Source organism: Halogranum rubrum, from assembly GCF_900114455.1.
Taxonomy (GTDB): domain Archaea; phylum Halobacteriota; class Halobacteria; order Halobacteriales; family Haloferacaceae; genus Halogranum; species Halogranum rubrum.
In genome coordinates, this window is the sequence record NZ_FOTC01000007.1 from 85,963 (window position 1) to 110,603 (window position 24,641).

Sequence of the window (24,641 nt, forward strand, 5' to 3'; positions counted from 1 at the left end):
GAGATATATCACGAACGACCCGGAACGTCCGAACATGTCTCTTTCGACCGGCGGTGGTGACACCGCCTCGGACGTCTATCTCGTCGGTGCAGGGCAGTCTCCCTACGGTGCCTTCCCCGACGAGAGCTATCGGTCCCTCTTCCGAACTGCCTACGAATCCGCCGAGCAGAGCGCCGGCGGTGTCGACCCCGGCGACGTCGACGAGGCGTTCGTCGGTACCCTCGGCGTCGGCGGGCGGCAACTGGGTCTCGCTGGCCCGGCAGTCACCGAACACGTCGGCCTCCACGGCGTCCCCTGTACCCGTGTCGAGAACGCCTGTGCGGCCTCCGGGTACGCCCTCCGACAGGCCGTGATGGCCGTCAAGAGCGGGATGGCTGACCTCGTTCTCGCGGGGGGCGTCGAAGTGATGACCGACATGTCCACCGAGGCGACGAAGTACTGGCTCGGCGTCAGCGGCGAGACGGAGTGGGAGCGGATGGCCGGGACGACTTTTTCGGGAGTGTACGCCCAGATGGCCGATTCCTACCTCCGCGAGCACGACGTCTCCCGCGAGGCGCTCTCGCACGTCGCGGTCAAGAACCACGCGAACGGCGCGAAGAACCCGGATGCACACCTCCGGTTCACCTGCACCGTCGAAGACGCCGAGTCCGGCCCCGTCGTCGCCGACCCGCTCACACTGTATCACTGCTGTCCGACCTCCGACGGCGCGGCGGCGGTGTTCGTCGCCAGCGAAGCGGTGGCCCAATCGTTCGACGAGAAGGTCAAAATATCGGGTGTCGGTGCCGCGAGCGACCGTGTTGGCCTCTTTCAGCGCGACTCCTACACGTCGGTTCCGGCGTCGAAGCAGGCGGGCGAGGCGGCGTACGAGATGGCCGGAATCGGTCCAGCGAATCTCGACTTCGCAGAGGTCCACGACTGTTTCGCCATCGCCGAACTGCTCGCCTACGAGGACCTCGGCTTCTGTGAACGCGGTGAAGCGGGTGCCCTCGCGACGTCCGGTGCGACAGCCATCGACGGCGAGATGCCGGTGAACACGTCCGGCGGCCTCAAATCGAAGGGCCACCCGATCGGCGCGACCGGTGCTGGCCAAGCCGTCGAGGCGTTCAAGCAGTTGACGGGGAAGGCGGGAGCGCGCCAACTCGACGACCCACAGCGCGGTCTGACGCACAACGTCGGCGGCAGCGGCGGCGCGGCCGTCGTCCACGTCTTCGAGCGCGAGGACGCCGACCCAGTGGCAGACGACGAGAACACGGAGGTGGTGAGATGAGCGGCGAGAGCCAGTCTGTCGGCGTCGGTATCGTAGGTGCAGGTATCTACCTCCCGCGGTACCGCATCGACGCCGACGAGATTCGCGAAGCGTGGGGGCGGTTTCGGGCTTCAGGTGTTCGGTCGAAGGCCGTCGCCGCCGCCGACGAGGACAGTCTGACGATGGCCGCCGACGCGGCGACCCGAGCACTCAACGCCACTGAGGTCGAAGCGAGAGAGATTCGCTGTCTCGCGTTCGGGACGACGACGCCGCCGCTGGCCGAGGAGGACCCGACGCCGCGACTCGGCGAGTTCCTCGGCGTTCCGGCCGACGCGACGCGACGATTCCTGACGGGGAGCACACGCGCGGGGACGCAGGCACTGCTCACCGCTGTCGGGACGGGCGCACTCCCGGCGCTCGTCGTCGCCGCGGACTGCCCGCGCGGCGAACCAGACAGTCCAGAGGGACACGCCGCTGGTGCGGGTGCGGCGGCGTTCGTGCTGACGGAAGGTGGTGCAACGAGACTCGCCGAGCACGCAGAGTACGCCGTCGACTACCCGGGCACACGCTTCCGCGAAGTCGGGAGCGACCGAGTCGAAGGCCTCGGCGTGAGCGCCTACGACCGGCAGGCGTTCGTCGAGTGCGTCGGCGGGGCCGTCGGGGAACTCGGCGAAGACGCCGACCCGGACACCGTCGCGTTGCACGCACCGGACGGAAAGTTACCGTATCGAGCGACGAAGGTGCTCGGCGTCGACACCGACGCCATTGCTTCAGTTACGCCGGTCCACGAGTTCGGTGACCTCGGCGCGGCGAGTCCGCTCGTCGCACTGGCGACGGCCCTCGAAACTGGTCACGAGCGAATCCTGACCGTCGGCTACGGGAGCGGTTCCGGGGCGGACGCGCTGTTGTTCGACGGCGATTCGGCGGCAGTCGAGCGCTCCGAGGCGGAGAGCGAGCAAGTGACCTACGCCGAGTATCTGCGACTCCGGGGTGAACTCACAGGTGACCCACCCGCCGGTGGCGGCGCAGCCGTCTCGGTGCCGTCGTGGCGACGAACCCGTGAGGCTCGGTACCGACTCGTCGCCGGGCAGTGTCCCGAGTGTGACGCACTGACGTATCCACCAGAAGGTGCCTGTCGAGCGTGCCACACGCTCGGCGAATTCGAGCGTGTGGCGTTGCCACGGCGGGGGGAAGTAGAGACGGTGACGACCACCTCGCCGGGCGGCGCGCCGCCGGAGTTCGCACAGTTCGGTGCGCAGGGTGGCGACTTCGCGGTGGCAATCGTCGCTTTCGAGCGTGACGGCCAGCGAGTGAGTATGCCCGTCCAAGTCGTCGACACCGCCCCCGAGGCAGTCGCCGCGGGCGACACCGTCGAGGCGACGATTCGACGCATCTACACGCAGGAGGGTGTGACGCGGTACGGGACGAAGGTCCGGCTAGTAGGCGAGTAACTAAACTAGACGAACCGCGCGAGCGACTCGCCGCTCTCCAGTGCGAGTAGCCGACGCTTGAGGTCGGTGCCGCCTTCCGCGGAGAAGCCGCCGAGTCCGTCGGCGGCGACGACGCGATGGCAGGGGACGACGATGGGCACGGGGTTGGCTCCGCAGGCCTGTCCGACCGCCTGTGCGGAGGAGTCCAGTTCGGCAGCGAGGTCACCGTAGGTTCGCGTCTGGCCGTAGGGGATGGCAGCCATGAGTCGCATCACGTCGCCGACGAGTCCCTCTGGGTAGGAGACGGGGACGTCGAACTCGCGTCGCTCGCCGCGGCCGTAGGCGGCGAGTTGTGCTCGGAGCGTGTCCTCGTCGATATCGAGGTGCGACTCGTCGAGGCTCATCTCCGAGTCCAGTAGTTCGAAGCGCATGGAAGTGGCTACGAGACGAGCGGATATGTAACCATCCGCTTCGTCTACGTTCGCCGACGACTCGCAGGTTATCAGTCACCCGGTCAGTCGGTGGTCACAATGTGGCATCGGGCCGCGAGCGACCGACGTGGCAGAAGAAATGAGACGGGAAGTGGAGTCCTACGACTCTCGCTCAGGGAGCGGTTCGATACGGAACACGTAGTCGTCGTAGGCGGCTTCCAGCCGTGTCGGTCCTTCCTCTTCGGTGTGTTCGGCACAGAGGAGTGCGACGGCCTCGACGGGACTCTGGGTGGTCTCTTCGATGTACCGTTCGAGGACCGAAAACGCCGCAGACTCCTCACAGCCGCGACGGTGGCACTCGCGAGGCGCATCCGACTCGTCGTAGTCGAGATCGACGTCCTCCGCGGTGTCGAGGTCGGCCGGTTCGCCTTCGTCACCTCGGCTAACGGCTTCCTCCATGTCGCGGCGGTACTGACGGCGGACTTCGTTTCGTGCCTGTTCGACGCGCCCTCGCTTCGTGTCACCCATGGAGTGAGGAAAGAGCGAGAAGGGGATAACACTGTGGCCCGCGGCGTCGACCGAAGAGAATGATTTAATCGGGCGGAGAGTGGCGATTCCTCATGAACGTCTGTGTACTTGGTGCGGGGACGATGGGCCACGGCATCGCACAGGTCAGCGCGATGGGCGGCCACGACGTCGTGCTCCGCGACATCGACGAGGACATCGTCGAACGGGGTCTCGACCACGTACGAGAGAACCTCCAGGGCGGCGTCGACCGAGGGAAAGTAACCGAGGCTGAGCGCGACGCCACGCTCGAGCGTCTCAGCGGGACGACCGACCTCGAAACCGCCGTCGCCGACGCTGACCTCGTGGTAGAGGCGGTGCCGGAGAACGAGGAGTTGAAACGGGACGTGCTCTCGGAGGCCGAAGAGTACGTCTCCGCGGACTGCGTCGTCGCCAGCAACACCTCCTCTATCTCGGTGACGGGCATCGCGAGCGCACTCGACGACCCCACGCGAGCAATCGGTCTCCACTTCTTCAACCCGGTTCACATCATGGGGCTCGTCGAAGTCGTCGTCGCCGAACAGACGAGCGAGTCGACCCGGAAGTTCGCCGAGGAGTTCGTCGAAGGAGTCGGGAAGACGGCCGTCGTCGTCGAGGACTCGCCCGGATTCGCGAGTTCGCGACTCGGCGTCGCACTCGGCGTCGAAGCGATGCGGATGGTCCAAGAGGGCGTCGCCAGCGCCCGCGACATCGACGCGTCGATGGAACTCGGCTACAACCACCCGATGGGTCCCATCGAACTCGGTGACGTCGTCGGCCTCGACGTCCGACTGGGTATCCTCGAACATCTCCGAGAGGAACTGGGCGAGCGGTTCCGCCCGCCGACGATTCTGCGGAAGAAGGTCCGGGCAGGCAAACTGGGTAAGAAGTCGGGCGAGGGGTTCTACGTGTGGGAAGACGGCGAGATAGTCGGCGTCTCTGGAGAGGGTGACGACGAATGACCGACGACACGACGGGCGTCCTCAACGTCGCCGCCGACTGTGGTCTCGTCCGCGCCGAGGTGGGTGAGCGCGCCGAATACGTCGCCACCGTCACCATCGACCGGCCGGACGCGCGAAACGCGCTGAACGGCCAGATTCGCGAGGAACTGAAGGCAATCTTCGACGCCGTCGCCGACGACGACGCGGTTCGAGTGGTCGTCCTCACCGGGGCCGACGAGGCGAAGGCGTTCGTCGCCGGGGCCGACGTGAGAGAACTCCGCGAACGCGGCGTCGTCGAACAGCGCGAGGCCAGCGAGCGCCCGCGAGTGTACGAGGCCGTCGCCGACTGTCCGAAACCGGTTATCGCACGGGTGAACGGTCACGCCCTCGGCGGTGGCTGTGAACTCGCACAGGCCTGCGACGTACGCATCGCTCGCGAGGACGCCAAACTCGGGCAACCCGAGATAAACCTCGGCATCATCCCCGGGGGCGGCGGCACCCAGCGGTTGACCAGACTCGTCGGCCCGGGGCAGGCGATGCGCCTCGTGCTCTCGGGCGAGTTAATCGACGCGACGGAGGCGGCCGACATCGGCCTGGTCGAAGAGGCCGTGTCGCCGGGAGAACTGGACGAGCGAGTGGACGAACTGGCCGGGAAAATGGCCTCGAAGAGCCCGCTCGCACTGCAGCGCGCGAAGGAGGCCGTGAAGGCGGCGTCACGGCTGGACCTCGACGCCGGACTCGACTACGAGAAGGAACTGTTCGTCGGTCTCTTCGCGACCGAGGACAAAGACGAGGGCATCGACGCGTTCTTCGAGGACCGCGACCCCGAGTGGCGCGGGCGATAGCGTAGAGCGCGTAGGTTTTTCAGATGGGGCGGTGGAGCGAGAGATATGGGCGCAGGTGACGACGACGAACGAGTCGGGAACAGCGAGACGAGGGGTGGAGAGCGTCCGACACGCCCGAAAGTCGACGACTTACTGGACGAGTTGGAGGTGCTAGAGGCGAAAGTTCACGCACCAGAGGCCAAAGAGCAGTTAGCCGAGACGATTCGGCTGGCGCGACGACTCGATACACGTGGCCCGTTCGGTAACGTCGTCACCAGCTTCGACCGGACCGACGCCGCAGAGGCACTCGTCGGCAGCGTCGTCTTCGGGATTCCGATGCTCGTCGAAAGCGGGACCCTGGAAGTCGGGACGTTCGTCGCGAGCCACGTCGGCTATCTCCTCGGGACGCTCGCGTTCACCGTCGCACTCGTCTACGGGTTGCTCTACGTCGCCGACTTTCAGGAGGTCAAAATCGTCGACCCCGTCTTCGGACTGGTTCCCCGACGGATGGTCGGCGTGCTCACCATCTCTGTGGTGACGGCGACGATGCTGATGACCGCCTGGGGACGCGTCGACTGGTCGACACCGTGGTTGGCCGCCTGTCAGGTGAGCGTCTGCTTCGTGGCGATGGCAATCGGCGCAGCACTGGGTGACATCCTCCCCGGGACCTAACCGGGGGTCGTGTTCGACACACGCACCCGGACGGTTTATCAGGAAGACAGAACGTACGGGCACGTATGACCACACGCAGACGTCTTCTCGTGGGGCTTCCAGGCCTCCTGGCGCTCGGGAGTGGCTGTACCGGGATACTCGACGACGCGAAGTCGTGGGAGGCGAAACCGGCGAAGACGGACGCCGCATCGAGCGCCGGGTACCAGTTGGAGGGTGTCGAAGACCTGACCGTCGAACGCGAGTTCGCCGGACAGACGGTCACAGTCGTCAACAAGGTGGCGACGTACGAGAAGGCACTGTCGATTCCACTCCTCGGCGAGGCGAGACTCGGCGTCTTCGCGACCATCTCGACGCCCGCAATCGAGATTGCGAATCAGACGTTCAACCCGGTCGGGGACTACGACAACGACCGACTCGTCGGGATGCTCCAGAGCAACTACGAGGGAATCAGCGACGTTCGAGAAGTTTCCTCGCAGACCGTCACAGTCCTCGGAAGCGACACGGAAGTGACTAAGTACGCTGGAAAGGCGGCGTTCTCCGGGCAGCAACTCGACGTGAACATCCACGTCGGGAAAGTGCGCCACGAAGCCGATTTCGTCGTCTGCTTCGGCGTCTATCCGACGCAGTTGAACGAGGAGAACAACGTGTTGTCGATGATGGCGGCGGCGGTCCACCCGGCCTGAAGAGGCAAGCCCAACAACGCTTTTCACCCCGGGCCGCAAGCGCGGGGGTATGAACGCCGAACGCGTCGCTGGCGTCGTCCTCACCGTCCTCGGAGTCGTCGGCTACGTCGTCGGCGTCGCCGCTCCGTATCCCGGTCGAGCCTTCTCACTGACCGGCGTGATGGTCGGACTCACGCTCCTCGCAATCGGGTCCGGGGAGGAAGACCAGTGATAGAAGCGATGGTGTACACCGCAGAGAGCGTCGACCGCTACACCGACCTGGACCGAGCGAAACGTGCAGACGGGACGACGTGGGTGCGGGCAGAGTCGACCGATACAGAGGAACTCCAACGCGTCGCGGACGTGTTCGGCATCCACCCACTCTCGGTCGAAGACATCTACCGCGACATTCGGCCGAAGACCGAGCAGTTCCCCAACCACACGTTCGTGCTCGTCAAGACCGCCACACTGCGGCGAGGTGAGACGACGTTCGACGAGGAGATTCACACGCGACAGGTCGGTCTCTTTCTCGGTCCAGATTGGCTCGTGACGCTCGCCGTCGACGACGTCGAGGCCGTCCGGTCGGTCTGGAACAACATCGAAGACGGCGAGTCGCGGGCGCGTCGCTTCGGACCCGATTTCACAGCCTACCGTGTCGTCGACCGCATCGTCGACGGCTACTTCCTCCTCTTGGACGACGTCGAGACGACCATCGAAGCTATCGAAGACGGCATCCTCGGTGGTCCGGACCCGGACGTATTGGAAGCACTGAACGCCGTCCGACGAGATCTGCTCTCGTTTCGGAAGGTCGTGTGGCCGACGCGAGAGGCGGTGAACGTGCTCGCTCGTGGCGACCCGGACGAGGTTCGAGATACGACGGAGAAGTACTACCGCGACGTGTACGACCACCTCGTCCAGTTGGCAGATTTGACCGAGACGTACCGTGACCTCGCCAGAGGCGCTCGTGACATCTACCAGAACGCCGTCGCGCAGTCGACCAACGAGGTGATGAAGCGCCTGACCGTCGTCGCGACCATCATCCTCCCGCTGACGCTCGTCGTCGGTATCTTCGGGATGAACTTCTCGGGTGGTGCGTTCAACATGCCCGAACTCACGTGGGCGTACGGCTATCCGGCGGTGATGCTTGGGATGGCCGCCGTCTCGTTCGTTCTCCTCGCCTACTTCCGACGAGAGGGGTGGCTCTGAGGAATTCTAAAGAAAGGCTTATATTCTTAAAACACAGCCGAACGGCGGAACAGTTAATACCGTACCCCACAGCCAAAGTAGAGTCAGATTTGGGAGTAAATTGGGCCAGAATGGGCGCTATCGCTTGGTTTCGAGATATGCACAGCACCGATAACTTTATATAGTTTTCGTGCTTACTATGTGTAAGGACGCTACCCCCGGAAGTTCTCTCTTCTTTCCCTTCCTCGAGAGGTCGCCGTCCGCCCACCCATCATGAGCGAAACGAACATCAGACGACACAAGACCCGCACCAGCACCTCCGAAACGGAGCGAACGCAGACAGAGTCGGTACGAACCTGTCCCGAGTGTGACGGCCGTCTCCTCACCGACGAAGAGCACGGAGAACTGGTCTGCGGTGACTGCGGTCTCGTCGTCGAAGAGGCCAACGTCGACCGCGGTCCGGAGTGGCGCGCATTCGATAGCGCCGAACGTGACTCGAAGTCCCGCGTCGGTGCGCCGACGACGAAGATGATGCACGACAAGGGGCTATCGACCAACATCGGCTGGCAGGACAAAGACGCCTACGGCAAGACGCTGTCGTCGCGACAGCGCCAGCAGATGCAGCGCCTCCGCACCTGGAACGAGCGGTTCCGCACCCGCGACTCCAAAGAGCGCAACCTGAAGCAGGCGCTCGGCGAAATCGACCGCATGGCGAGCGCACTGGGCCTCCCACAGGCCGTCCGTGAGACGGCGTCGGTCATCTACCGCCGCGCACTGGCCGAAGACCTCCTCCCCGGCCGCTCCATCGAAGGTGTCGCGACCGCCGCTCTCTACGCGTCGGCTCGACAGGCCGGCACGCCGCGGAGCCTCGACGAGATTGCGAGCGTCTCTCGCGTCGACAAGATGGAACTGACTCGGACGTACCGCTACGTCGTCCGCGAACTCAAACTGGAGATTCAGCCCGCTGACCCGGAACAGTACGTTCCGCGGTTCGCCAGTGACCTCGGTCTCTCTGACGAGGCCGAACGTCGAGCACGCGAACTGCTCCGCACGGCCAAAGAAGCCGGCATCCACAGCGGAAAGTCGCCGGTCGGCCTCGCGGCCGCCGCCGTCTACGCCGCTGCACTGTTGACCAACGAGAAGGTCACGCAGAGTCAGGTGTCGAGCGTCGCCAACATCAGCGAAGTCACCATCCGCAACCGATACAAAGAGCTTCTCGAAGCCGCAAACATCGGTCTGTTCGCCTGATTGGGTGACGCGGACGGCAGTCCGTCCAACGTTTTTCCGGTATTTCGCCGAGTAGAGCGCCAGCGGTACGCCCGTATAACAGTCTGTTGGCGCGCAAACGTTTATTGAGTCGGCAGACGCACTGTGTGTATGGTCGAAGCGTTTGTCCGTCTTCTGTGCCCGGAGTGTACGAAGGAGTGGGAGTCGACTCCCACCAACCTGCCAGAGACCCGTCAGAACTTCAGCTGTCCGAACTGTCACGCGACACGTCGGCTGACGGAGTTCATGCGGACAGAACGCGACCTCGAAATCGTGCGTCAGTTCGAGTGACGAACTGAAGGCGTCGCCGTCGCTTACGAGTCGGGAACCGACGACAGCGCACCACAGGCGTCGCACTTCAGGACGGTCGCTCCCTGTTCGTCGACGAGTCTCGTATCCGGGAGTCCACACTCCGAACAGCGGACGAACTTCGCGACGTAGCTTTCGAGTGCGTCGGCGACGCGTCGCTGTTTGAACTCACCAGTGAATCGTGCGCGCCCTCTGTCGTCGAGGTGCGCGCTCGTCCCGAGTTCCGACTGGAGAAACCGGAGGAGATGACTGTCGTCGCGGCCGAGTCGGTCGGTCGTCGACTGGAAGTTCTCGTAGATGGTGGCGTTCCCTTCCGAGCGAACCTCCGGGTCGGGGACCTCGAAGCGACTTCCAGTGTCCTGGACGTCTGGTGTCTCTTCCAGGGCGCGGTCGAGATGGTCTTCGTAGCCCATACAGTCAGTACCGACTTCGGAGCCAAAAAACGTTCAGAACCATTGAAGTCTCAGCGGCGATATCTGCCGTTTTTCAGGGTTCTGACGGGGTCGTGTGCTAACGAGGCTCAAGATAATAATATAACCCTCCAGCGGTAACTTCGCGTTGCTCATGAAGAAGCAGGAGCTCATCCACCTTCACGGCCTGCTTGCAGAGGTACAGAACCAGTGCGAAAAATGGGAGGGGAACGAATTCCCAATGACCCAGTATGAAGAACTCGGCGTGCGACCAACATCAATACACAAATCAAAGACGGACCACAAAGCCGCTGTTTTTAAACTCGCCAAAGGAATCACGAAGTCGGTAGACGAACCCGAAGTCGAACCACTGGCACCCAAAGCCGACTAATTCGACATCTGTCCCCGCTACGTCTCACACCACTGAGCGGTTGCGCTCTACTTTGCTCCGCCGTCGCCCTCTTCACCACTGCCGTCGGCCTCGACGCCCGTTTCGGTCTCTTCGCCCGGAAGAACTTCGACGGAGAGGACTTTCAGCGGAATGTGTTCGAGCCGTTTTCCGATCTCCTTGCGAGCGATACGTCTCGCGTGTTCCTCACGTTCGACGTTGAACACAGTCATCTCTAGTTCGAGTGCGACGAGCGCTTCGTCTGCTGCGATGAACGCCGGAGAGAGTTCCTCGCCCGACGGTGACTCGCGGTGGCCCATGCTGATTTCGACGTAGTTGAGGTCAGGGTTCAACATCTCACCTGTCTTCGAGATAGCGATTCGGACCGCTTCGTCGGTGGTTTCGACGTCGTAGACGGGTACTGCTGCTTCGACGACGACACAACAATCCATGTATAATGTTTGTTCATCATCGTCTAAGAAGCTTCGGCCGGAGTGAGAAGGGTGGTCGAACCGGTCACTAACGATTTCCGACGAGAGCGTGTGGTTCCGCTACATGAGTGAATACGGTTCGGAACCGGGGACGTACACGCTCGTCGCCGAACTACCGGAGACGACGAGACTCGACGTAGGGGCACTCGGCCGCGTCGAGTTGCCTGCTGGTGGGTACGCCTACACTGGGAGTGCGTTCGGTCCGGGTGGACTGTCACGCGTCGAGAGACATCGCCGCGTCGCCGCGGGCGAACACGACGTTCGCCACTGGCACATCGACTCGCTACTCGGCCACCCTTCGGTTTCGATAACCAGTGTCGTCGTGACGCGAGAGACCGATATCGAGTGTGTCGTCGCGTCGGCACTCGAGAGCGGTCCCGTCGACGGCTTCGGGTCGTCAGACTGCACGTGTCTCTCCCACCTCTCGTTCCGCCCGTCGGTCGAAGAACTCGAAGCGGACGTACGGGACGCTCACAGGCGAAATCGATGAGTCGATGAGAGAGATGAGGGGAAACCCCTCGCGGCGGACCAGTCCGGGCAAGACCAGTCCACCGATGAAGATAGCGAAGGGAAGCGTTCTTCCCACGACGGTCCCGTCGATCCGGGCAGAAACGACAGGACCGTGTTCGCTGCCGGTGTTTGTCAGAGGCACCCCGGCGTCTCTGTCTACAGAGTGTTCCATCTTTACTTCACGGCTCGGCGAGATTCGTCATCGGATGAATCCTATTATTAAAACGCTGTGGTCATTTATATTGTATACGCGCATCCGAACCCTTATAGTCGCAGTGCCGACTAAATTAGCCGATGGCACGACCGGACCCCACTGAGGTGATGGCTGTCGTCGCACGCCGGGGAACGGTGCTGCGGGCAGTCGACACGGAGGGGGTCCCGAAACGTGATCTCGTCGAGGCGTTGTCCGTCTCACGGTCGACGATTGACCGAGCGGTTCGCGAACTGGAGGCAATCGGCTTCATCGAACGACAAGACGACGGGAGGTACTGTCGGACTCTTCCGGGCGAACTCGCACTTTCCGAATACGACCAGTTCGCGAGTCGAATGGACGGACTCGTCACGGGCGTCGACATCGTCTCGTTACTACCAGCAGATACTCCGTTCGATACGTGCGTCCTCGAAGACGCGACCATCGTCGCCGCCGAGCGACACTCACCGCTCGTCCCGGTCGAGTCGCTGAGTGATTTGGTGAACCGAGCCAACGAGGTGGACGCAATCGCTCCGGCAGTACTTCCACAACAGGTCGAGGTCTACCACGCGAAACTCGTCGAGGGAACACTCGATGCACGACTCGTCGTCACCGACGTCGTCGTCGAACGGTTGGTGAGCGCCTACGGGGTAGAGCTCAGAGAGTCACTCGCCACCGGCCGGTTGTCAGTTCGCCAGACCGGTAGGTCGATACCGTACAGCCTCGTCGTCGCAGAGACAGACGAAGGTACGGAGATGGGACTGTTGATATACGCCGACAGCGGCGTTCAAGGATTCATCGGGAACGATACACCCGGTGCGGTCGAGTGGGCGCGAGGCGTCTTCGACAAGTACTGGAACGCTTCGACGCCCCTCCCTGAGGCGTAGGAGACAACAGATAGCTATTCACACCCGCAGTGACACGAGCTACTATGTTCTCCCCGATGCCGTATCTGGAGTGGATCGAGGGACGACCCGAGGAGGCGAGCTACGACCTCGGGTCGAGCGATCTCCGTCGAAGAACTCCGACAGACGACGTCGTCCCCGAGCAACTCGTCGACCTTCCGAATCCGACCGACGGGACGACGCTCCGAGCACAGATCGCTGCGACGTACGGGGTCGAAGAAACGGAAGTTCTCGTCACCGCCGGTGCGACACACGCGAACTTTCTCACGGCGGCGACGGTGCTCGGCCTCGGCGAGACAGACGAAGGCGAAGGCGAAGAACCACCCGAACAGCAGATACTCGTGGAGAAGCCGGGATACCAACCGCTCGTAGCGACACCCGAAGCAGTCGGTGCCCGTGTCGACCGATTCCTTCGCCTCGCCGAAGACGACTACGCACTCGACCCGTCACGCGTCGCTAACGCCGCGAGTGACAACCTATCGCTCGTGACGGTGACGAACCGGCACAACCCGACCGGTCGGTTGACCGACCGCAAGTCGCTTGCCGCCGTCGCACGGGCCGCTGCAGATGCCGGTGGGTATCTCCTCGTCGACGAAGTCTACGCACCGTACGTCGAGACGGCGACGAACGGCCAGGCGTTCGGTGGTGTGACGGCCGCAGGGCTACCGAACACGATAGTCACCGGGTCGCTCACGAAGTTCCACGGACTCGGCGGACTTCGCATCGGTTGGCTCATTGGCCCCGAGTCGTTCGTTCGACGTGCGAAGGCGACGACGATGCACGTCCCGGCCGTCGCCCAACCGAGTCGAGCCCTCGCTCGACGGGCGCTGCACAACGACGAGACGCTCGTCGCGGACTCACGGTCGCTCCTCCGAGAGAATCACGAGCGGTTGACGACGTTCGTCGAGGAACGGACAGATCTCTCGGGAGCCGTTTACGAAGGAAGCAGTTTCGCACTCTTGTCTCACGACACTGCCGACGGCGACACCGTCGCCGAGAGAGCCTGGGAAGAGGGAGTGTTGGTCGTTCCAGGACGCTTCTTCGACCAAGGAGAGTCGTTCCGTCTCTCACTCGGTCGGTCACCGGAGGAGATAGACGAGGGGCTGTCGGTGCTCGGTGACGTGTTAGCGTCGCTGTAGCGGCGGCATCGCTCCTTGGACGCTGAAACAGTGTGCAGACAGACGACGCACGATGTTACGGCAGTAGTCACGAAGTAGTGCGCCGTACTCCCGCAGACCACTCCGTGCCGATGGTCAGGTCACAGCGAGAGTGGCCGCGTAATGGGTAGTAAACCCTCGGCGCGCCGGCGGTGACTGGGCTATCGAATCGCGGCTTCGAACCGCTCGATGGGGTGCGGCGGGTCGCTCGTCTGTCCCGTCTTCTCAGCCAGTTGTGACCGACAGGACGCGCCGGGGGCGACGACTTCGTCGCCGTCGCTGGCGTCGACTTGGTCGTAGAGCAGTCGACCGATAGCTTTGCTCATCGAGAGATGTTCGGCCTCGTAGCCGAACGACCCGGCCATCCCGCAACACGTCGAATCGAGCGGGGTGACGTCGTAGCCAGCACGGCGGAGGGCACCGACCGCGTGGTGGTCTTTCCGCGTCGACTTCTGGTGACAGTGACCGTGATAGATGAGCGACTCGTCGGTGTCGCGGAACGTCAGTTCTTCGTCGAGTCGGAACGTGTCGATGTACTCCATGACGCCGTAGCTGTTGGCGGCGACTTCGGCCACGTTCGCCCCCGAGAGTAGGTCGAGGTAGTCGAGTTGGAACATCACCGCGTCGGAGGGTTCGACGACGACGACGTCCCAGTCTTCGCGAATCTGCGGGGCGAGGACCTCGACGTTCTGTTTCGCCTCCTCGCGAGCCTTGTCGAGCATCCCCTTCGAGTGCGCCGGACGGCCGCTGCTGGCGACGCCGTCGGGGATACGGATGTGGGCGCCTGCGGCTTCCAGCGCTCTGACGGCGGCCTTGCCCGCCTCGGGGTGGTTGTAGTTGGTGTAGGTGTCGGGGAAGAGGAGGACAAAACGTGTCGCCTCCGACCTACTCACCTTCGCCCCGCCGCGGTCGTCGAACCAGTCTTCCAGCGTCTCACGGTGGAACGTCGGTAGTTCTCGGTCCTTGGCGATACCGAGCGTCGACTCCATCAGTGAGCGGACGCCGGGAACTTTCGTCGCCCAGTTCGACACCGGCGCGAACGCAGAGCCGAGTTTGGAGAAGGTGTCGATGTTGGCGAAGACGTAGTCGCGGAGACTGGTGCCGTTGCGCTGGTGGTAGGCGTGCGTCACCTCGGCTTTCATCTTCGCCATGTCGACCTCGCTGGGACAGTCCATCGTACAGCCTTTACAGCCGACACAGAGGTCCAGTACCTCGTGGACGAACTCGTCCGTGAACTGCTCGCCCTCCGAGAGGTCACCACTCATCGCCTGCCGGAGCATGTTGGCTCGTCCCCGGGTCGCCTGAATCTCCTCTTCGGCGGCGCGGAAGGTCGGACACATCACACCGCCAGTCGTCTCCTGCGGACCGCGACAGCCCGCACAGCCGTGACAGAGTTCGACCATCCCCTGAAAGCCGTTCTCGTTCTCCCAGTTGAGCGTCGGTTCGAACCCGGCATCGAACTCGTACTCCGGGGAGAACCGGAGGTGTTCGGTCATGTCGTGTGCGGGTTTCGCGTTGCCGTCGCCCGCGTCGAGTTCGTCGTCGCTCAGCCCGCAGATGTTCCCCGGGTTCAGTAACCAGTCGGGGTCGAACGCGGTCTTCAGGTCGCGAAACGCCCACCAGAGGTCGTCGCCGTACAGCTTTCGGTTCCACTGGGTTCGGGCGCGGCCGTCGCCGTGCTCGCCGGACACCGACCCGCCGTACTCTACGACGAGGTCCGTCGCCGCGTCGGCGATGGCCTCGAACGTCTCCAGTCCGTCGACCGTCTTCGTGTTGACCAGCGGACGGATGTGGAGTACACCCGGACCGGCGTGGGCGTAGTACGAGGCGAACGTGTCGTGTTCGTCGAGGATAGCCTGGAAGTCGGCGACGTACGCCGGGAGGTTCTCCGCCGGGATGGCCGTGTCCTCGATGTAGGCGATGTGTTTGTCGTCCGTCGTCCGGGAGAGCAAGATTGGCAGCCCCGACTTCCGCATCTTCCAGAACTTCGCGCGGGTGTCGGCGTCGTGCGCTTCCATCGCCTTGACCGCGTACTGGTCTTTCTCCGTCCTGACGCGGGTCTCGCTCGGGTCGACTTCGGTTATCTCGCCCGGCACTCGGTCCGCGACGAGGTCTGCGACCTGCTGACGCCCGTGGTCGTCGTCCTCGGCGTAGAACTCGACGAGCAGTACGGAGTCTGTCCCCTCCGGTAACATCCCGACGACGTCGCTGAACTCCGAGGTCTGTCGAGCGAGGTCCAAGAGAACGTCGTCCATCACCTCGACTGCCGCGGGGTCGTGTTCGAGGATGGGTTCGACGTCCTCCATCGCGTCGAGGACGTCGTCGTAGGTGAGTAGCGCGACGGAAGCCGTGTTCGGAATCGGTTCGAGCGACACCGTCGCCTCGGTGACGATACCGAGCGTCCCTTCGCTCCCGGCGAGCAGACGCGCGAGGTTGACGGTTCCCGGTTCGTTGTCGGGGTCGAGACCCTTGTCGTCCGGCGTCCGTCGCTCACCGCGGTACTCGTCGAGGAGCATGTCGAGGTTGTAGCCCGAGACGTTCCGCTTCAGGTCGGGGTAACGGGCGTCTATCTCGTCGGCCTCTTCGTCCAGGATGCGGACGACTTCGGCGTAGATTCGTGGGAGCAAGTCGTCAGAATCGGCGTCGGCGTCTTCGCGCAACTCGTCGACCGAAATCTCGCCGAGACGAGTGACCGTTCCATCGGCGAGGACGACTTCGGCCGATTCGAGGTAGTAGTCGGTCTTGCCGTACTTCAGCGAGTGTGACCCGGTGGAGTTGTTGCCAATCGCTCCGCCGAGTGCGGACTTGTCGCCCCACGCCGGGTCGGGGGCAAACTTCAAGCCGTGCGGTTCCAGCGTCGCGTTGAGGTCACCGAGTCGGATACCGGCCTGTGCGCGGGCCGTCTCCGACCCCACGTCGACGTCGACGACGTCGCTCATCTCGGGCATGAAGTCGAGGACGACTGCCTTGTTGACCGTCTGTCCGGCGAGACTCGTGCCGCCGCCTCGCGGGAGCACCGGAATCTCGCGTCGAGCGCAGTACTGCATCACGGCGGCGACGTCCGCCGTCGATTCCGGCATGACGACGCCGATGGGCGTCTGCTCGTAGGCGCTCGCGTCCGTGGCATAGAGTTCTCGCGAGTACGAGTCGAACCGGACCTCGCCGTCGACGAGCGATTCGAGGTCGTCGACGAGGCCCGGTCGAGCGACGTCGCCGCTCGTGTAGTCGTAGTTCCCCTCTGTAGCGGGGTCTCCGTGAGTGTGTTCTGAAGGGTGAGATGCCATTTTGTGAGTCCTTGGTGTGTCTGTGTATAAAAACCGGGTACTACTGCAACCCGTGCGGGTGTTCGGCGGACGATTCGGATAGCCGTCGGCGACGTGCAGCCAGCAGTATCAGAACGTCCCCGGGAAGAGGACGTAACTGAACAGCAGCGTCAGGATGCCCGTCGCCGTCGCGTAGTAGACGAGTGGGATGAGTTCCAGTCGGATGACGCGGCCTTCCTCGCCGACGAGACCGACGACGGCGAGGGCGGCGACGACGTTGTGAACGGCGATGAGATTCCCGATAGCTCCGCCGACCGCCTGCGCGCCGAGCATGATGGTCTTCGACGTGCCAATCTGCTCTGCGACGCCGTACTGGAACGTGCCGAACAGGATGTCCGACACCGTGTTCGACCCAGCGAGGAACGCGCCGAACGCGCCCACGTAGGCCGCGAAGAACGGGTAGATGCCGCCCGCGATATCTGCCATCCCCTCCGAGAGGACGATGAGCATACTGTCCGTATTGGTCGCCGCACCCGACTGGAGCATGATTTGCACCGTCGCGACCGCGAACAGTAGGGCGACGACGGCCGGAGCGACTTTCTCGATGGTCTCGGCCCACGACGCTTTGATCTCCGCACCGCTCATTCCGTGGAGCGGAATCGTCATCAGGTGGACGGCGACGAACACCGCACCGGGGAGGTAGAGCAGTGCGAAGTCGTTGGTGAGGCCCGTGCCGAGGATGCTCTCACCGGCGAACGGCAGTTCGCTCCACGTGATAGTGAAGAACTCTGCGGTGACGAACGCGTTCACCGGGTCGACGACGCGGGTGACGACGAGCAGCAGCGCGACGAGCGCGTACGGCATCCACGCCTTCCAGAGCGGCATCGTGTTCAGGGAGGACGGCATACCGGACTGGACGGAACCACCGTCGGCGGCGACGGCGACGTCGTCGCTCGTAGACTCGCCCGGTTCGATGTCACCCACCCAGTGGTCGGGCCACGTCGACTCCGGCGCGAAGTCCCACTCCTCGTCGGGGTGGAAGAACCCGGCCTTCAGCGCACCGACCGTCGCGGCCAGTCCGATCATCGACCCGAGCAGGCCCGGGAACTCCGGCCCGAGGAAGTAGGCGGTGAGGAAGTACGGTATCGAGAACGACGCCCACGCAAACAGCGTGAGCGGCAGCACTTCGAGCGCCGGTTTGATAGAGCGCTCCTCACCGAAGAAACGCGTCATCATGGCGACGCCGATGAACGGCAGGGCGACGCCGACGATGACGTGGAAACTCGCCGCGAAGACGGCGATTTCGGTCACCCACGCGGCGATGGAGGCGAATGGGCCGTTGGCGACGACGTCGGTGGTGATGGACTCGACGCTCTCGAAGATGTCTATCATCCCGATGATGAGCGGTGTGCCGACTGCGCCGAACGTGATGGCCATCAGGTTGCCCGTGAGTGCGACGACGACGGCCGCCATCGGCGGGAAGCCGAGACCGACGAGCAGCGGACCGACGATGGCCGCGGGCGTCCCGAATCCGGCGGCGGACTCGATGAACGACCCCATGAGGAACACGAGCAGGACGACCTGCACGCGACGGTCCTCACTGATGGAGGCGAACCCGGCGTTGATAGCGTCGAACGCGCCGGTTTGTTTGAGCGTGTAGAGGAGCAGTATCGCCCCGAAGACGATGTACAGAATGTTCGCGGCGGTGATGAACCCGTTTATCGTCGAAGCGACGATCCATTGGGCGTTCATTCCCCACCCGACGACGCCTGCGACGATTGCGACCAGCCACGCTACCGGCATCGCTCGCGTGGCGGGCCAGTAGAGACCGACCATCAGGACGGCGATGGTGGCGAGTGGGAGCAACGCGATAGTCGCGTCGACGAGACTAACCATCGGTCACCTCCGTGGTTCCAGTGGTCTTCCTGTCTCGCTGCCCGTCTATGTGTGAGCGCCGACTCCCGCGTGCTGTGTGCGTCGCGGGCGACGGTACCGTGCCAGCTTCATGCCTGATTCGGTGTGGCATGAGCGCAACTCTACAAAGGCGATGATAAATAAGCATCGTTCGTTTCAGTTCGTGATAGATTTCGAAGACGGGTACACTCGTGTGTAGCACTCCAGTAAACACGTGTGCATCGGTTACATCGCCGTTTCAGACTACGATGTGGCGTCTTTCGATTTCGGCTGTTCGACGGTGACACGGACCGCGCCGCGCCACGTAATACGAGTGTAGAGGAGTTAGCGAGCGACGAACGGGAAGTCCACACGAATGAACAGGGAATGTACTCGTGTGCATAGGCTTATCACGGCTCAGACGGTGACTTATCGCATGGACGAGACGGCGCGCGACCGGACGCGAGACGAACACGGGCAGTACGCCGACCGGATTCCGCCCGAGTCAGTCGTCGACGTGTTCGAGGCACGTGAGGACCGCGCGCGCCCGCTCACCGCGAGCGACGTGATGGACGCTCTCGACTGCTCGCGACGGACCGCGCACAACAAACTCAACGCGCTGGTCGAGCGGGGGACACTCGACACTCGAAAGGTCGGCGCGCGCAGTCGCGTCTGGTGGGTTCCCATCGAACGCCCGGCGGGCGTCGGCGACGAGTCGAATCGGTCCGACGCCGTCTCCACCGCGATCCGAACGGCCACGTTACCTGGAAGCGGGCCGACACTCGAAGCCCGTCGAGAAGCGCTCTCGGCAGCCTACGACTATCTCACCGAACACCCCGAGGCGACGAAGGCGGACTTCCTTCGCGACGTTTACCATGACCACACCGCCGGCTACGAGTCTGCCGAAGGTTGGTGGAACGCGATTCAACCCGCACTCAAAGGACTCCCCGGTGTCGACCCGCCGGAGGAACGCGGTCACCTCTGGCACTTCCTCGGTGGCGACTGACAGCTAATCACGGGGGTTTATCATGCGATAGCACCCCGCGTCAACTAGTGGCAACGAGGAGACAGCGACGGCCAGGCGATGGCCTCGGAGGACACACGGAGAGTGGGAAGCGATGACACTCGATGACTCCGACGCGCCGACGGTGGAGGACGGAGCGGCCGACGCTGGTGAGGCGGATGCGGAGAGCGAAGCGAACAGAGACAGCGAGAAACGAGTGTACGCCTCGGAGGCAGAGGCGCGCCAGTACCGCGGGACGTGGTATCTCCCGCTCCCGTACGACCAGTTGAAAGAAGCCCCCGAGTCCGACGACTACCCGGAACGCGGTGACGGCGGTGCGTTCCGTCTCACCGACCTGCCGCGCGTCCCGCGCGTGCGGCACATTCTCGGACCGAGCGCCATCATGCTCGGCGCATCGTTGGGCAGCGGCGAGACGCTCTTCTGGCCCGTCCTCGTCGCCCAACACGGCTGGGCCGTCTACTGGGCGTTCGTCGTCGGCGTGTTCACACAGTTCTTCATCAACACCGAACTTCAACGGTGGACCGTCGCCACCGGCGAGAGTATCTTCCGGTCGATGGCTCGCATCCACCGCGGGTGGCCGACGCTGTTTCTCCTCTTCGGGTTCGCCAGCCTCGGGTGGCCGGGGTGGGCTGCCGGGGCGGCGCAAGTGGCGACGACGGCACTCGGACTCGACGGCGTGAGCGTCGGTGCGTTCGGTCTCACGCTACCGAGTTGGAAGCTCCTCGCTATCGGACTGATGCTTCTCATCTGGCTCTCGTATCAGATTTCGTCAGTCATGTACAACGCCGTCGAGGCGTTTCAGGTCGGGTTGCTGTTCATCGCCACCGGGACAGCAGTCGTGTTGGTGCTCTACGCTGGCTCTCTCGGCGAGTTGACGAACCTCTCTGCGGCGGTTGTCAACGTCGGCCGACTTCCCGAAGGAATGGACATCGCCGTCTTCCTCGGCGGGTTAGCGTTCGCCGGGGCCGGTGGCTACCTCAACCTCTCACAGAGTCTGTGGGTCCGCGAGAAGGGATACGGGATGGGAAACTACCAGGGCCGAGTGAAGAACCCGCTCATCGGTGACGACCCGGAGCCTATCGAGCGGGACGGGTTCACCTTCCGACCGACGGAGTTGAACGTCCGTCGCTGGCGTGGCTGGTGGCGCGCCGTCCAGTTGGAGCACTTCTTCACGTTCGTCGTCGGCCTCCTGTTCGTCGCGACGATTCTCATGAGCGTGTCGAGCAAGTACGCACCCGGGACGACGACGGACGCCATCGGGATGTGGCTCACCGAGATTGCGCCCGCCCTCGGCGGCGTCGGCGCGTTGTTGGTCTTCGTCGTCCTCTTCGTCGCCCTGTTCACGACGGAGTACGCCATCGTCGAGTCGTTCGTGCGCAACAGCGCCGACGCGATGTACGAGGTGTTCGGTCGCGACGCCGGGTGGGACCTCTCACAGATATTCTGGCGACTCCTGACCGTCTTCACGGCGTGGGGCGTGCTCATCATCCTGCTCTTTACGACACCGTTCGAGGGCCAAGAGCCGTTCTTCTTCCTCGTCGTCGGCGCGGCGCTGTCGGGCGTGATGATGTGGCCCTACACGGCGTTGACGCTCGTTATCAACACGACGCGTCTGCCCGAACACCTCCAACCGGGGTGGCTCCGCGTCGTCGCCATGTGGTGGGCCTCGGGCTTCTACGGCTACTTCAGCGTCCTCCTCGTCGGACAGACCTTGGCGACGTGGACGGGCGAGACGTTCCGCACCACCGCAGGCGTCGTCGGGAGTGGACCAGGCGGGTACGTCCTCTGGACCATCTTCTTCCTCGTGCAGACGTACGCCGTCGTCCGGTCGATACAGGGGAAGCGACGGGCCGCCGGAACGGTCGACGCGGCCGACGGCCGTGACCGACTGTTCTCCTGAGTTCTTGAGGAGGCGGCCAACATCGGGCGAAGGCAAAGACCAATACCTCGGTTGCGACAAGGTGACATATGGCAACTGGTACGGTGTCAACCTTCGAGGACTCCCTCGAACGACTGGATGTGGGGTGGACACGGACGTCGCCCGAAGCAGTCGAATCGACGCTCGCAGAGTTGATACGTGGACCGGCAGTCGGCGTCGCACTCGCCGAGTCGCTGTCGCTCCCCGAATCGGTTCGACGCGACCCGACGCCCGCGGACCTCCGTGAGGCGAAGACGGGAGTCACGATGGCGAGTCTCGCCATCGCCGACTACGGGAGTCTCGTCCTCGAATCGACGCCGGAGGGCGCAGAGCAGGTGAGTCTCTTTCCGGACCTGCACGTCGCCGTCCTCTACGAGTCGGACATCGTCGACGGCATGGAAGAGGCGTTCTCGTGGCTCGGACCGCGTCTCCGTGAGGGCGGCACAGACGGGAAGAGCGCGATTCTGGCGACGGGACCGAGCGCGACGGCCGACATGGGGTCGCTCGTCCGTGGCGCCCACGGGCCGAAGGCGGTCCACGTAGTCATCGTCGCGGACGACGAAGACGAAAACGAAGCGGAGAGAGTCGATGAGTAAGTCTACGTCCCGTAACGAGAAAGCCGAGAAGATTCGCCGACTGATGGTGACGGAGGGCGACGCCGTCGCCACGAACACCCGCGGATTCAACACCGGACGCTACGAGTCCGTCGCGAACCTCGACGACTACGAGGAACTCAAACAGGAGGCGCGAGCCATCAAGGAGGACGCCATCGAGCGACTTCCAGAGCTGTTAGAACAGGTCCGCGAGACCGTCGAGGCCAACGGTGGTACGGTCTATCTCGCCAACGACGCGGCCGACGCGAACCGCTACATCCGCGAGGTCTGCGAGGACGAGGCGGCAGAACGCGTCGTCAAGAGCAAGTCGATGACCTCCGAGGAGATAGAGGTCAACGAAGACCTCGAATCGGCGGGGATAGACGTCGTGGAGACGGACCTCGGCGAGTGGGTGTTGCAAGTCGCCGACGAAGCTCCCTCTCACATCGTCGCCCCGGCCATCCACAAATCCCGACAGGGAATCGCCGACCTGTTCAACGAGGTGTTCGCCGACGAACTCGACGACCCGTTGGAGACGGCAGAGGAACTCACCATGTTCGCTCGCGAGCAACTCGGTGAGAAAATCGAGGGTGCGGACGTGGGGATGACGGGCGCGAACTTCATCACCGCCGACACGGGGACGCTCGCACTCGTCACCAGCGAGGGGAACGCCCGGAAGTCCGCCGTCGTCCCCGACACGCACGTCGCTGTGGCAGGTGTGGAGAAAATCGTGCCTTCGGTCGAAGACCTCCAACCGTTCGTCGAACTCATCGGTCGGTCCGGGACGGGACAGGACATCACCTCCTACATCTCGCTTCTGACGCCGCCGGTCGAGTCGCCGCCGGTCGACTTCGCGGACGACGAGACGCCGATAGCCGAAGGCAGTAAGTCCGACCGAGCGTTCCACCTCGTGCTCATCGACAACGGTCGGTTGGCGATGCGCGAAGACGAACAGTTGAAAGAGACGCTCTACTGCATCCGGTGTTCGGCGTGTTCGAACGTCTGTGCGAACTTCCAGAGCGTCGGCGGGCACGCCTTCGGCGGGGAGACGTACTCGGGCGGTATCGCGACGGGGTGGGAGGCCGGTATCGAGGGACTCGACACTGCCGCCGAGTTCAACGACCTCTGTACCGGGTGTAGTCGCTGTGTCGAGGCCTGTCCGGTCGGAATCGACATCCCGTGGATAAACACGGTCGTCCGCGACCGAATCAACCGCGGCGAGAGTAGCGAGTTCGACTGGTTGGTCGACGGACTGACGCCCGACGAAGAGTCGGGAGGGATGGACCTCGGAAAGCGGTTCTTCGGGAACTTCTCGACTGTCGCGAAGGTAGGAAGCGCGACGGCACCGCTGTCGAACTGGGTGGCGCAGACGAGTGTCGCGCGTACCGCGATGGAGCGCGTACTCGGTATCGACCGTCGCCGCGAGTTACCCGCCTTCCAGCGCCAGACGCTGGTGAAGTGGTTCGACACACGTGGTGGGTCACGAGTGGACGCCGCCGACGCGACGAGAGAGGCCGTCCTCTACCCCGACCTCTACACGAACCACGTGCAGGTCGAGCGTGGACAGGCGGCCGTCCGCGCGTTGGAAGCACTCGACGTTCACGTTCGGATTCCCGATATCTCGTCCAGTGGCCGCGCGCCGCTCTCGCAGGGGATGATTGCCACCGCCGAACAGCACGCCCACGAGGTGTACGGCGCACTCGCCGAACACGTCGACGCCGAGCGAGACATCGTCGTCGTCGAACCCTCGGACTTGGCGATGTTCGACCGCGAGTACGAGAAGTTCCTGCCCGCGAAGTCACACGAACGGTTGAGTGAACACAGCTACGAGGTGATGGAGTATCTCTACGGACTGCTCCACAACGGCGGCGACGCGTCGGTGCTACGGAACGCGGGCGACCGTTCCGCGGAAACCGACGCTGTCGCGTACCACAGTCACTGCCAGCAGCGGACGCTCGGACTCGAAGGCCACACTGTCGCGGTGTTGGAGAACCTCGGCTACGACGTGCTCACCTCGGAGACGGAGTGTTGCGGGATGGCCGGGTCGTTCGGCTACAAGAGCGAGTACTACGAACTGAGCATGGACGTCGGAAGTCGACTCCAAGACCAGTTCACGGCCCCCGAGGGGCAGGGGCGAACCGTCGTCGCCAGCGGAACGTCGTGTCTGGAACAACTGGACGCGTTGCTCTCGCGACCGACGCAGCATCCGGTCGAACTGGTCGCACCGAAATAGTTGGTCGAGGACTACGAACCGCCCCGTCGACGCTGTCGGGCACGTGTCGGACAGTGGAGAGTGCTGTCAGACGATGGGCATCGAAGGGGACAGACAGACAGTCTATTTTCACGGATTGTCTGACGTAATCCGTCGGTTCGTCTGACGGTCGTCTGCT

At 63.7% G+C, this 24,641-nt stretch carries 24 protein-coding genes; 18 read left to right on the plus strand and 6 right to left on the minus strand.

What is annotated here, in order from left to right:
• Positions 1 to 34 precede the first annotated feature (34 nt).
• Together BM083_RS19535 and BM083_RS19540 are read left to right on the plus strand one after the other, a co-directional pair.
• Complete coding sequence (locus BM083_RS19535; protein ID WP_089871817.1) at positions 35 to 1,267, plus strand: thiolase domain-containing protein; 1,233 nt, start codon at positions 35 to 37, stop codon at positions 1,265 to 1,267.
• A complete protein-coding gene (locus BM083_RS19540) occupies positions 1,264 to 2,697 on the plus strand; it encodes a zinc ribbon domain-containing protein (RefSeq protein WP_089871819.1) in 1,434 nt (477 codons plus the stop codon). Before BM083_RS19535 ends, BM083_RS19540 begins: the two co-directional genes overlap by 4 nt.
• 5 nt (positions 2,698 to 2,702) lie before the next feature.
• On the opposite strand, the gene BM083_RS19545 is transcribed toward BM083_RS19540, so the two are convergent.
• Both BM083_RS19545 and BM083_RS19550 read right to left on the minus strand, forming a co-directional pair.
• Positions 2,703 to 3,107, minus strand: coding sequence for a methylated-DNA--[protein]-cysteine S-methyltransferase (locus BM083_RS19545; protein WP_089871822.1), 405 nt, complete (start codon positions 3,105 to 3,107; stop codon positions 2,703 to 2,705).
• 159 nt (positions 3,108 to 3,266) lie between these two features.
• Positions 3,267 to 3,635 carry a hypothetical protein gene (locus BM083_RS19550; RefSeq protein ID WP_089871824.1) on the minus strand — a complete coding sequence of 123 codons (369 nt, stop codon included), beginning with the start codon at positions 3,633 to 3,635 and terminating at the stop codon, positions 3,267 to 3,269.
• Positions 3,636 to 3,727: 92 nt separating this feature from the next.
• On the opposite strand from BM083_RS19550, the gene BM083_RS19555 reads away from it, so the two are divergent.
• From BM083_RS19555 to BM083_RS19585, 8 genes are all read left to right on the plus strand, one after another.
• Positions 3,728 to 4,612, plus strand: a complete 885-nt coding sequence (locus BM083_RS19555) for a 3-hydroxyacyl-CoA dehydrogenase family protein (protein ID WP_089871826.1) — start codon at positions 3,728 to 3,730, stop codon at positions 4,610 to 4,612.
• Positions 4,609 to 5,436: an enoyl-CoA hydratase/isomerase family protein gene (locus tag BM083_RS19560; RefSeq protein WP_089871828.1), complete on the plus strand. Its 828-nt coding sequence runs from the start codon at positions 4,609 to 4,611 to the stop codon at positions 5,434 to 5,436. The genes BM083_RS19555 and BM083_RS19560 overlap by 4 nt, the downstream gene beginning before the upstream one ends.
• 45 nt (positions 5,437 to 5,481) lie before the next feature.
• Complete coding sequence (locus BM083_RS19565; protein WP_177197713.1) at positions 5,482 to 6,087, plus strand: DUF2391 family protein; 606 nt, start codon at positions 5,482 to 5,484, stop codon at positions 6,085 to 6,087.
• Between the two features lie 65 nt (positions 6,088 to 6,152).
• Positions 6,153 to 6,770 carry a DUF6517 family protein gene (locus BM083_RS19570; RefSeq protein ID WP_089871829.1) on the plus strand — a complete coding sequence of 206 codons (618 nt, stop codon included), beginning with the start codon at positions 6,153 to 6,155 and terminating at the stop codon, positions 6,768 to 6,770.
• 49 nt (positions 6,771 to 6,819) lie between these two features.
• Positions 6,820 to 6,981, plus strand: a complete 162-nt coding sequence (locus BM083_RS23535; RefSeq protein ID WP_177197714.1) for a hypothetical protein — start codon at positions 6,820 to 6,822, stop codon at positions 6,979 to 6,981.
• A complete protein-coding gene (corA, locus tag BM083_RS19575; RefSeq protein ID WP_394327630.1) occupies positions 6,978 to 7,955 on the plus strand; it encodes a magnesium/cobalt transporter CorA in 978 nt (325 codons plus the stop codon). Before BM083_RS23535 ends, corA begins: the two co-directional genes overlap by 4 nt.
• Before the next feature lie 252 nt (positions 7,956 to 8,207).
• Complete coding sequence (locus BM083_RS19580; protein ID WP_009365419.1) at positions 8,208 to 9,182, plus strand: transcription initiation factor IIB; 975 nt, start codon at positions 8,208 to 8,210, stop codon at positions 9,180 to 9,182.
• A 129-nt stretch (positions 9,183 to 9,311) separates the two neighbouring features.
• Positions 9,312 to 9,491 (plus strand): DUF7836 family putative zinc-binding protein, encoded by a 180-nt coding sequence (locus BM083_RS19585; RefSeq protein WP_009365418.1) that lies wholly within the window; start codon positions 9,312 to 9,314, stop codon positions 9,489 to 9,491.
• Positions 9,492 to 9,514: 23 nt separating this feature from the next.
• Here BM083_RS19585 and BM083_RS19590 read toward each other — a convergent pair whose 3' ends face one another.
• Positions 9,515 to 9,922, minus strand: coding sequence for a translation initiation factor IF-2 subunit beta (locus BM083_RS19590; protein WP_089871833.1), 408 nt, complete (start codon positions 9,920 to 9,922; stop codon positions 9,515 to 9,517).
• Positions 9,923 to 10,073: 151 nt separating this feature from the next.
• On the opposite strand from BM083_RS19590, the gene BM083_RS19595 reads away from it, so the two are divergent.
• Positions 10,074 to 10,310 carry a UPF0058 family protein gene (locus BM083_RS19595; protein ID WP_049893391.1) on the plus strand — a complete coding sequence of 79 codons (237 nt, stop codon included), beginning with the start codon at positions 10,074 to 10,076 and terminating at the stop codon, positions 10,308 to 10,310.
• A 47-nt stretch (positions 10,311 to 10,357) separates the two neighbouring features.
• On the opposite strand, the gene BM083_RS19600 is transcribed toward BM083_RS19595, so the two are convergent.
• Entirely contained in the window at positions 10,358 to 10,759 is a 402-nt protein-coding gene (locus BM083_RS19600; protein ID WP_089871835.1) for a DUF555 domain-containing protein, read from the minus strand.
• A 103-nt stretch (positions 10,760 to 10,862) separates the two neighbouring features.
• Here BM083_RS19600 and BM083_RS19605 point away from each other — a divergent pair, with 103 nt between their 5' ends.
• From BM083_RS19605 to BM083_RS19615, 3 genes are all read left to right on the plus strand, one after another.
• On the plus strand, positions 10,863 to 11,288 hold the full coding sequence (locus BM083_RS19605; protein WP_089871837.1) for a GIY-YIG nuclease family protein: 426 nt from the start codon (positions 10,863 to 10,865) through the stop codon (positions 11,286 to 11,288).
• A gap of 314 nt (positions 11,289 to 11,602) precedes the next feature.
• The gene (locus BM083_RS19610) at positions 11,603 to 12,385 is read left to right on the plus strand and encodes a helix-turn-helix transcriptional regulator (protein WP_089871840.1); all 783 of its coding nucleotides are present in this window, start codon (positions 11,603 to 11,605) and stop codon (positions 12,383 to 12,385) included.
• A gap of 44 nt (positions 12,386 to 12,429) precedes the next feature.
• Positions 12,430 to 13,542, plus strand: coding sequence for a pyridoxal phosphate-dependent aminotransferase (locus tag BM083_RS19615; RefSeq protein WP_089871842.1), 1,113 nt, complete (start codon positions 12,430 to 12,432; stop codon positions 13,540 to 13,542).
• Positions 13,543 to 13,721: 179 nt separating this feature from the next.
• On the opposite strand, the gene BM083_RS19620 is transcribed toward BM083_RS19615, so the two are convergent.
• Positions 13,722 to 16,844, minus strand: a complete 3,123-nt coding sequence (locus BM083_RS19620; RefSeq protein WP_089871844.1) for an FAD-binding and (Fe-S)-binding domain-containing protein — start codon at positions 16,842 to 16,844, stop codon at positions 13,722 to 13,724.
• 108 nt (positions 16,845 to 16,952) lie between these two features.
• Positions 16,953 to 18,719, minus strand: coding sequence for an L-lactate permease (locus BM083_RS19625; RefSeq protein WP_089871846.1), 1,767 nt, complete (start codon positions 18,717 to 18,719; stop codon positions 16,953 to 16,955).
• A gap of 433 nt (positions 18,720 to 19,152) precedes the next feature.
• Between BM083_RS19625 and BM083_RS19630 the strand changes: the two genes are divergently transcribed.
• From BM083_RS19630 to BM083_RS19645, 4 genes are all read left to right on the plus strand, one after another.
• Positions 19,153 to 19,722, plus strand: a complete 570-nt coding sequence (locus tag BM083_RS19630; protein WP_089871848.1) for a helix-turn-helix transcriptional regulator — start codon at positions 19,153 to 19,155, stop codon at positions 19,720 to 19,722.
• A 112-nt stretch (positions 19,723 to 19,834) separates the two neighbouring features.
• Complete coding sequence (locus BM083_RS19635; protein WP_089871850.1) at positions 19,835 to 21,640, plus strand: Nramp family divalent metal transporter; 1,806 nt, start codon at positions 19,835 to 19,837, stop codon at positions 21,638 to 21,640.
• A 68-nt stretch (positions 21,641 to 21,708) separates the two neighbouring features.
• On the plus strand, positions 21,709 to 22,254 hold the full coding sequence (locus BM083_RS19640) for a LutC/YkgG family protein (RefSeq protein WP_089871852.1): 546 nt from the start codon (positions 21,709 to 21,711) through the stop codon (positions 22,252 to 22,254).
• Complete coding sequence (locus tag BM083_RS19645; RefSeq protein ID WP_089871854.1) at positions 22,247 to 24,484, plus strand: LUD domain-containing protein; 2,238 nt, start codon at positions 22,247 to 22,249, stop codon at positions 24,482 to 24,484. The genes BM083_RS19640 and BM083_RS19645 overlap by 8 nt, the downstream gene beginning before the upstream one ends.
• The last annotated feature ends 157 nt before the right edge of the window (positions 24,485 to 24,641 follow it).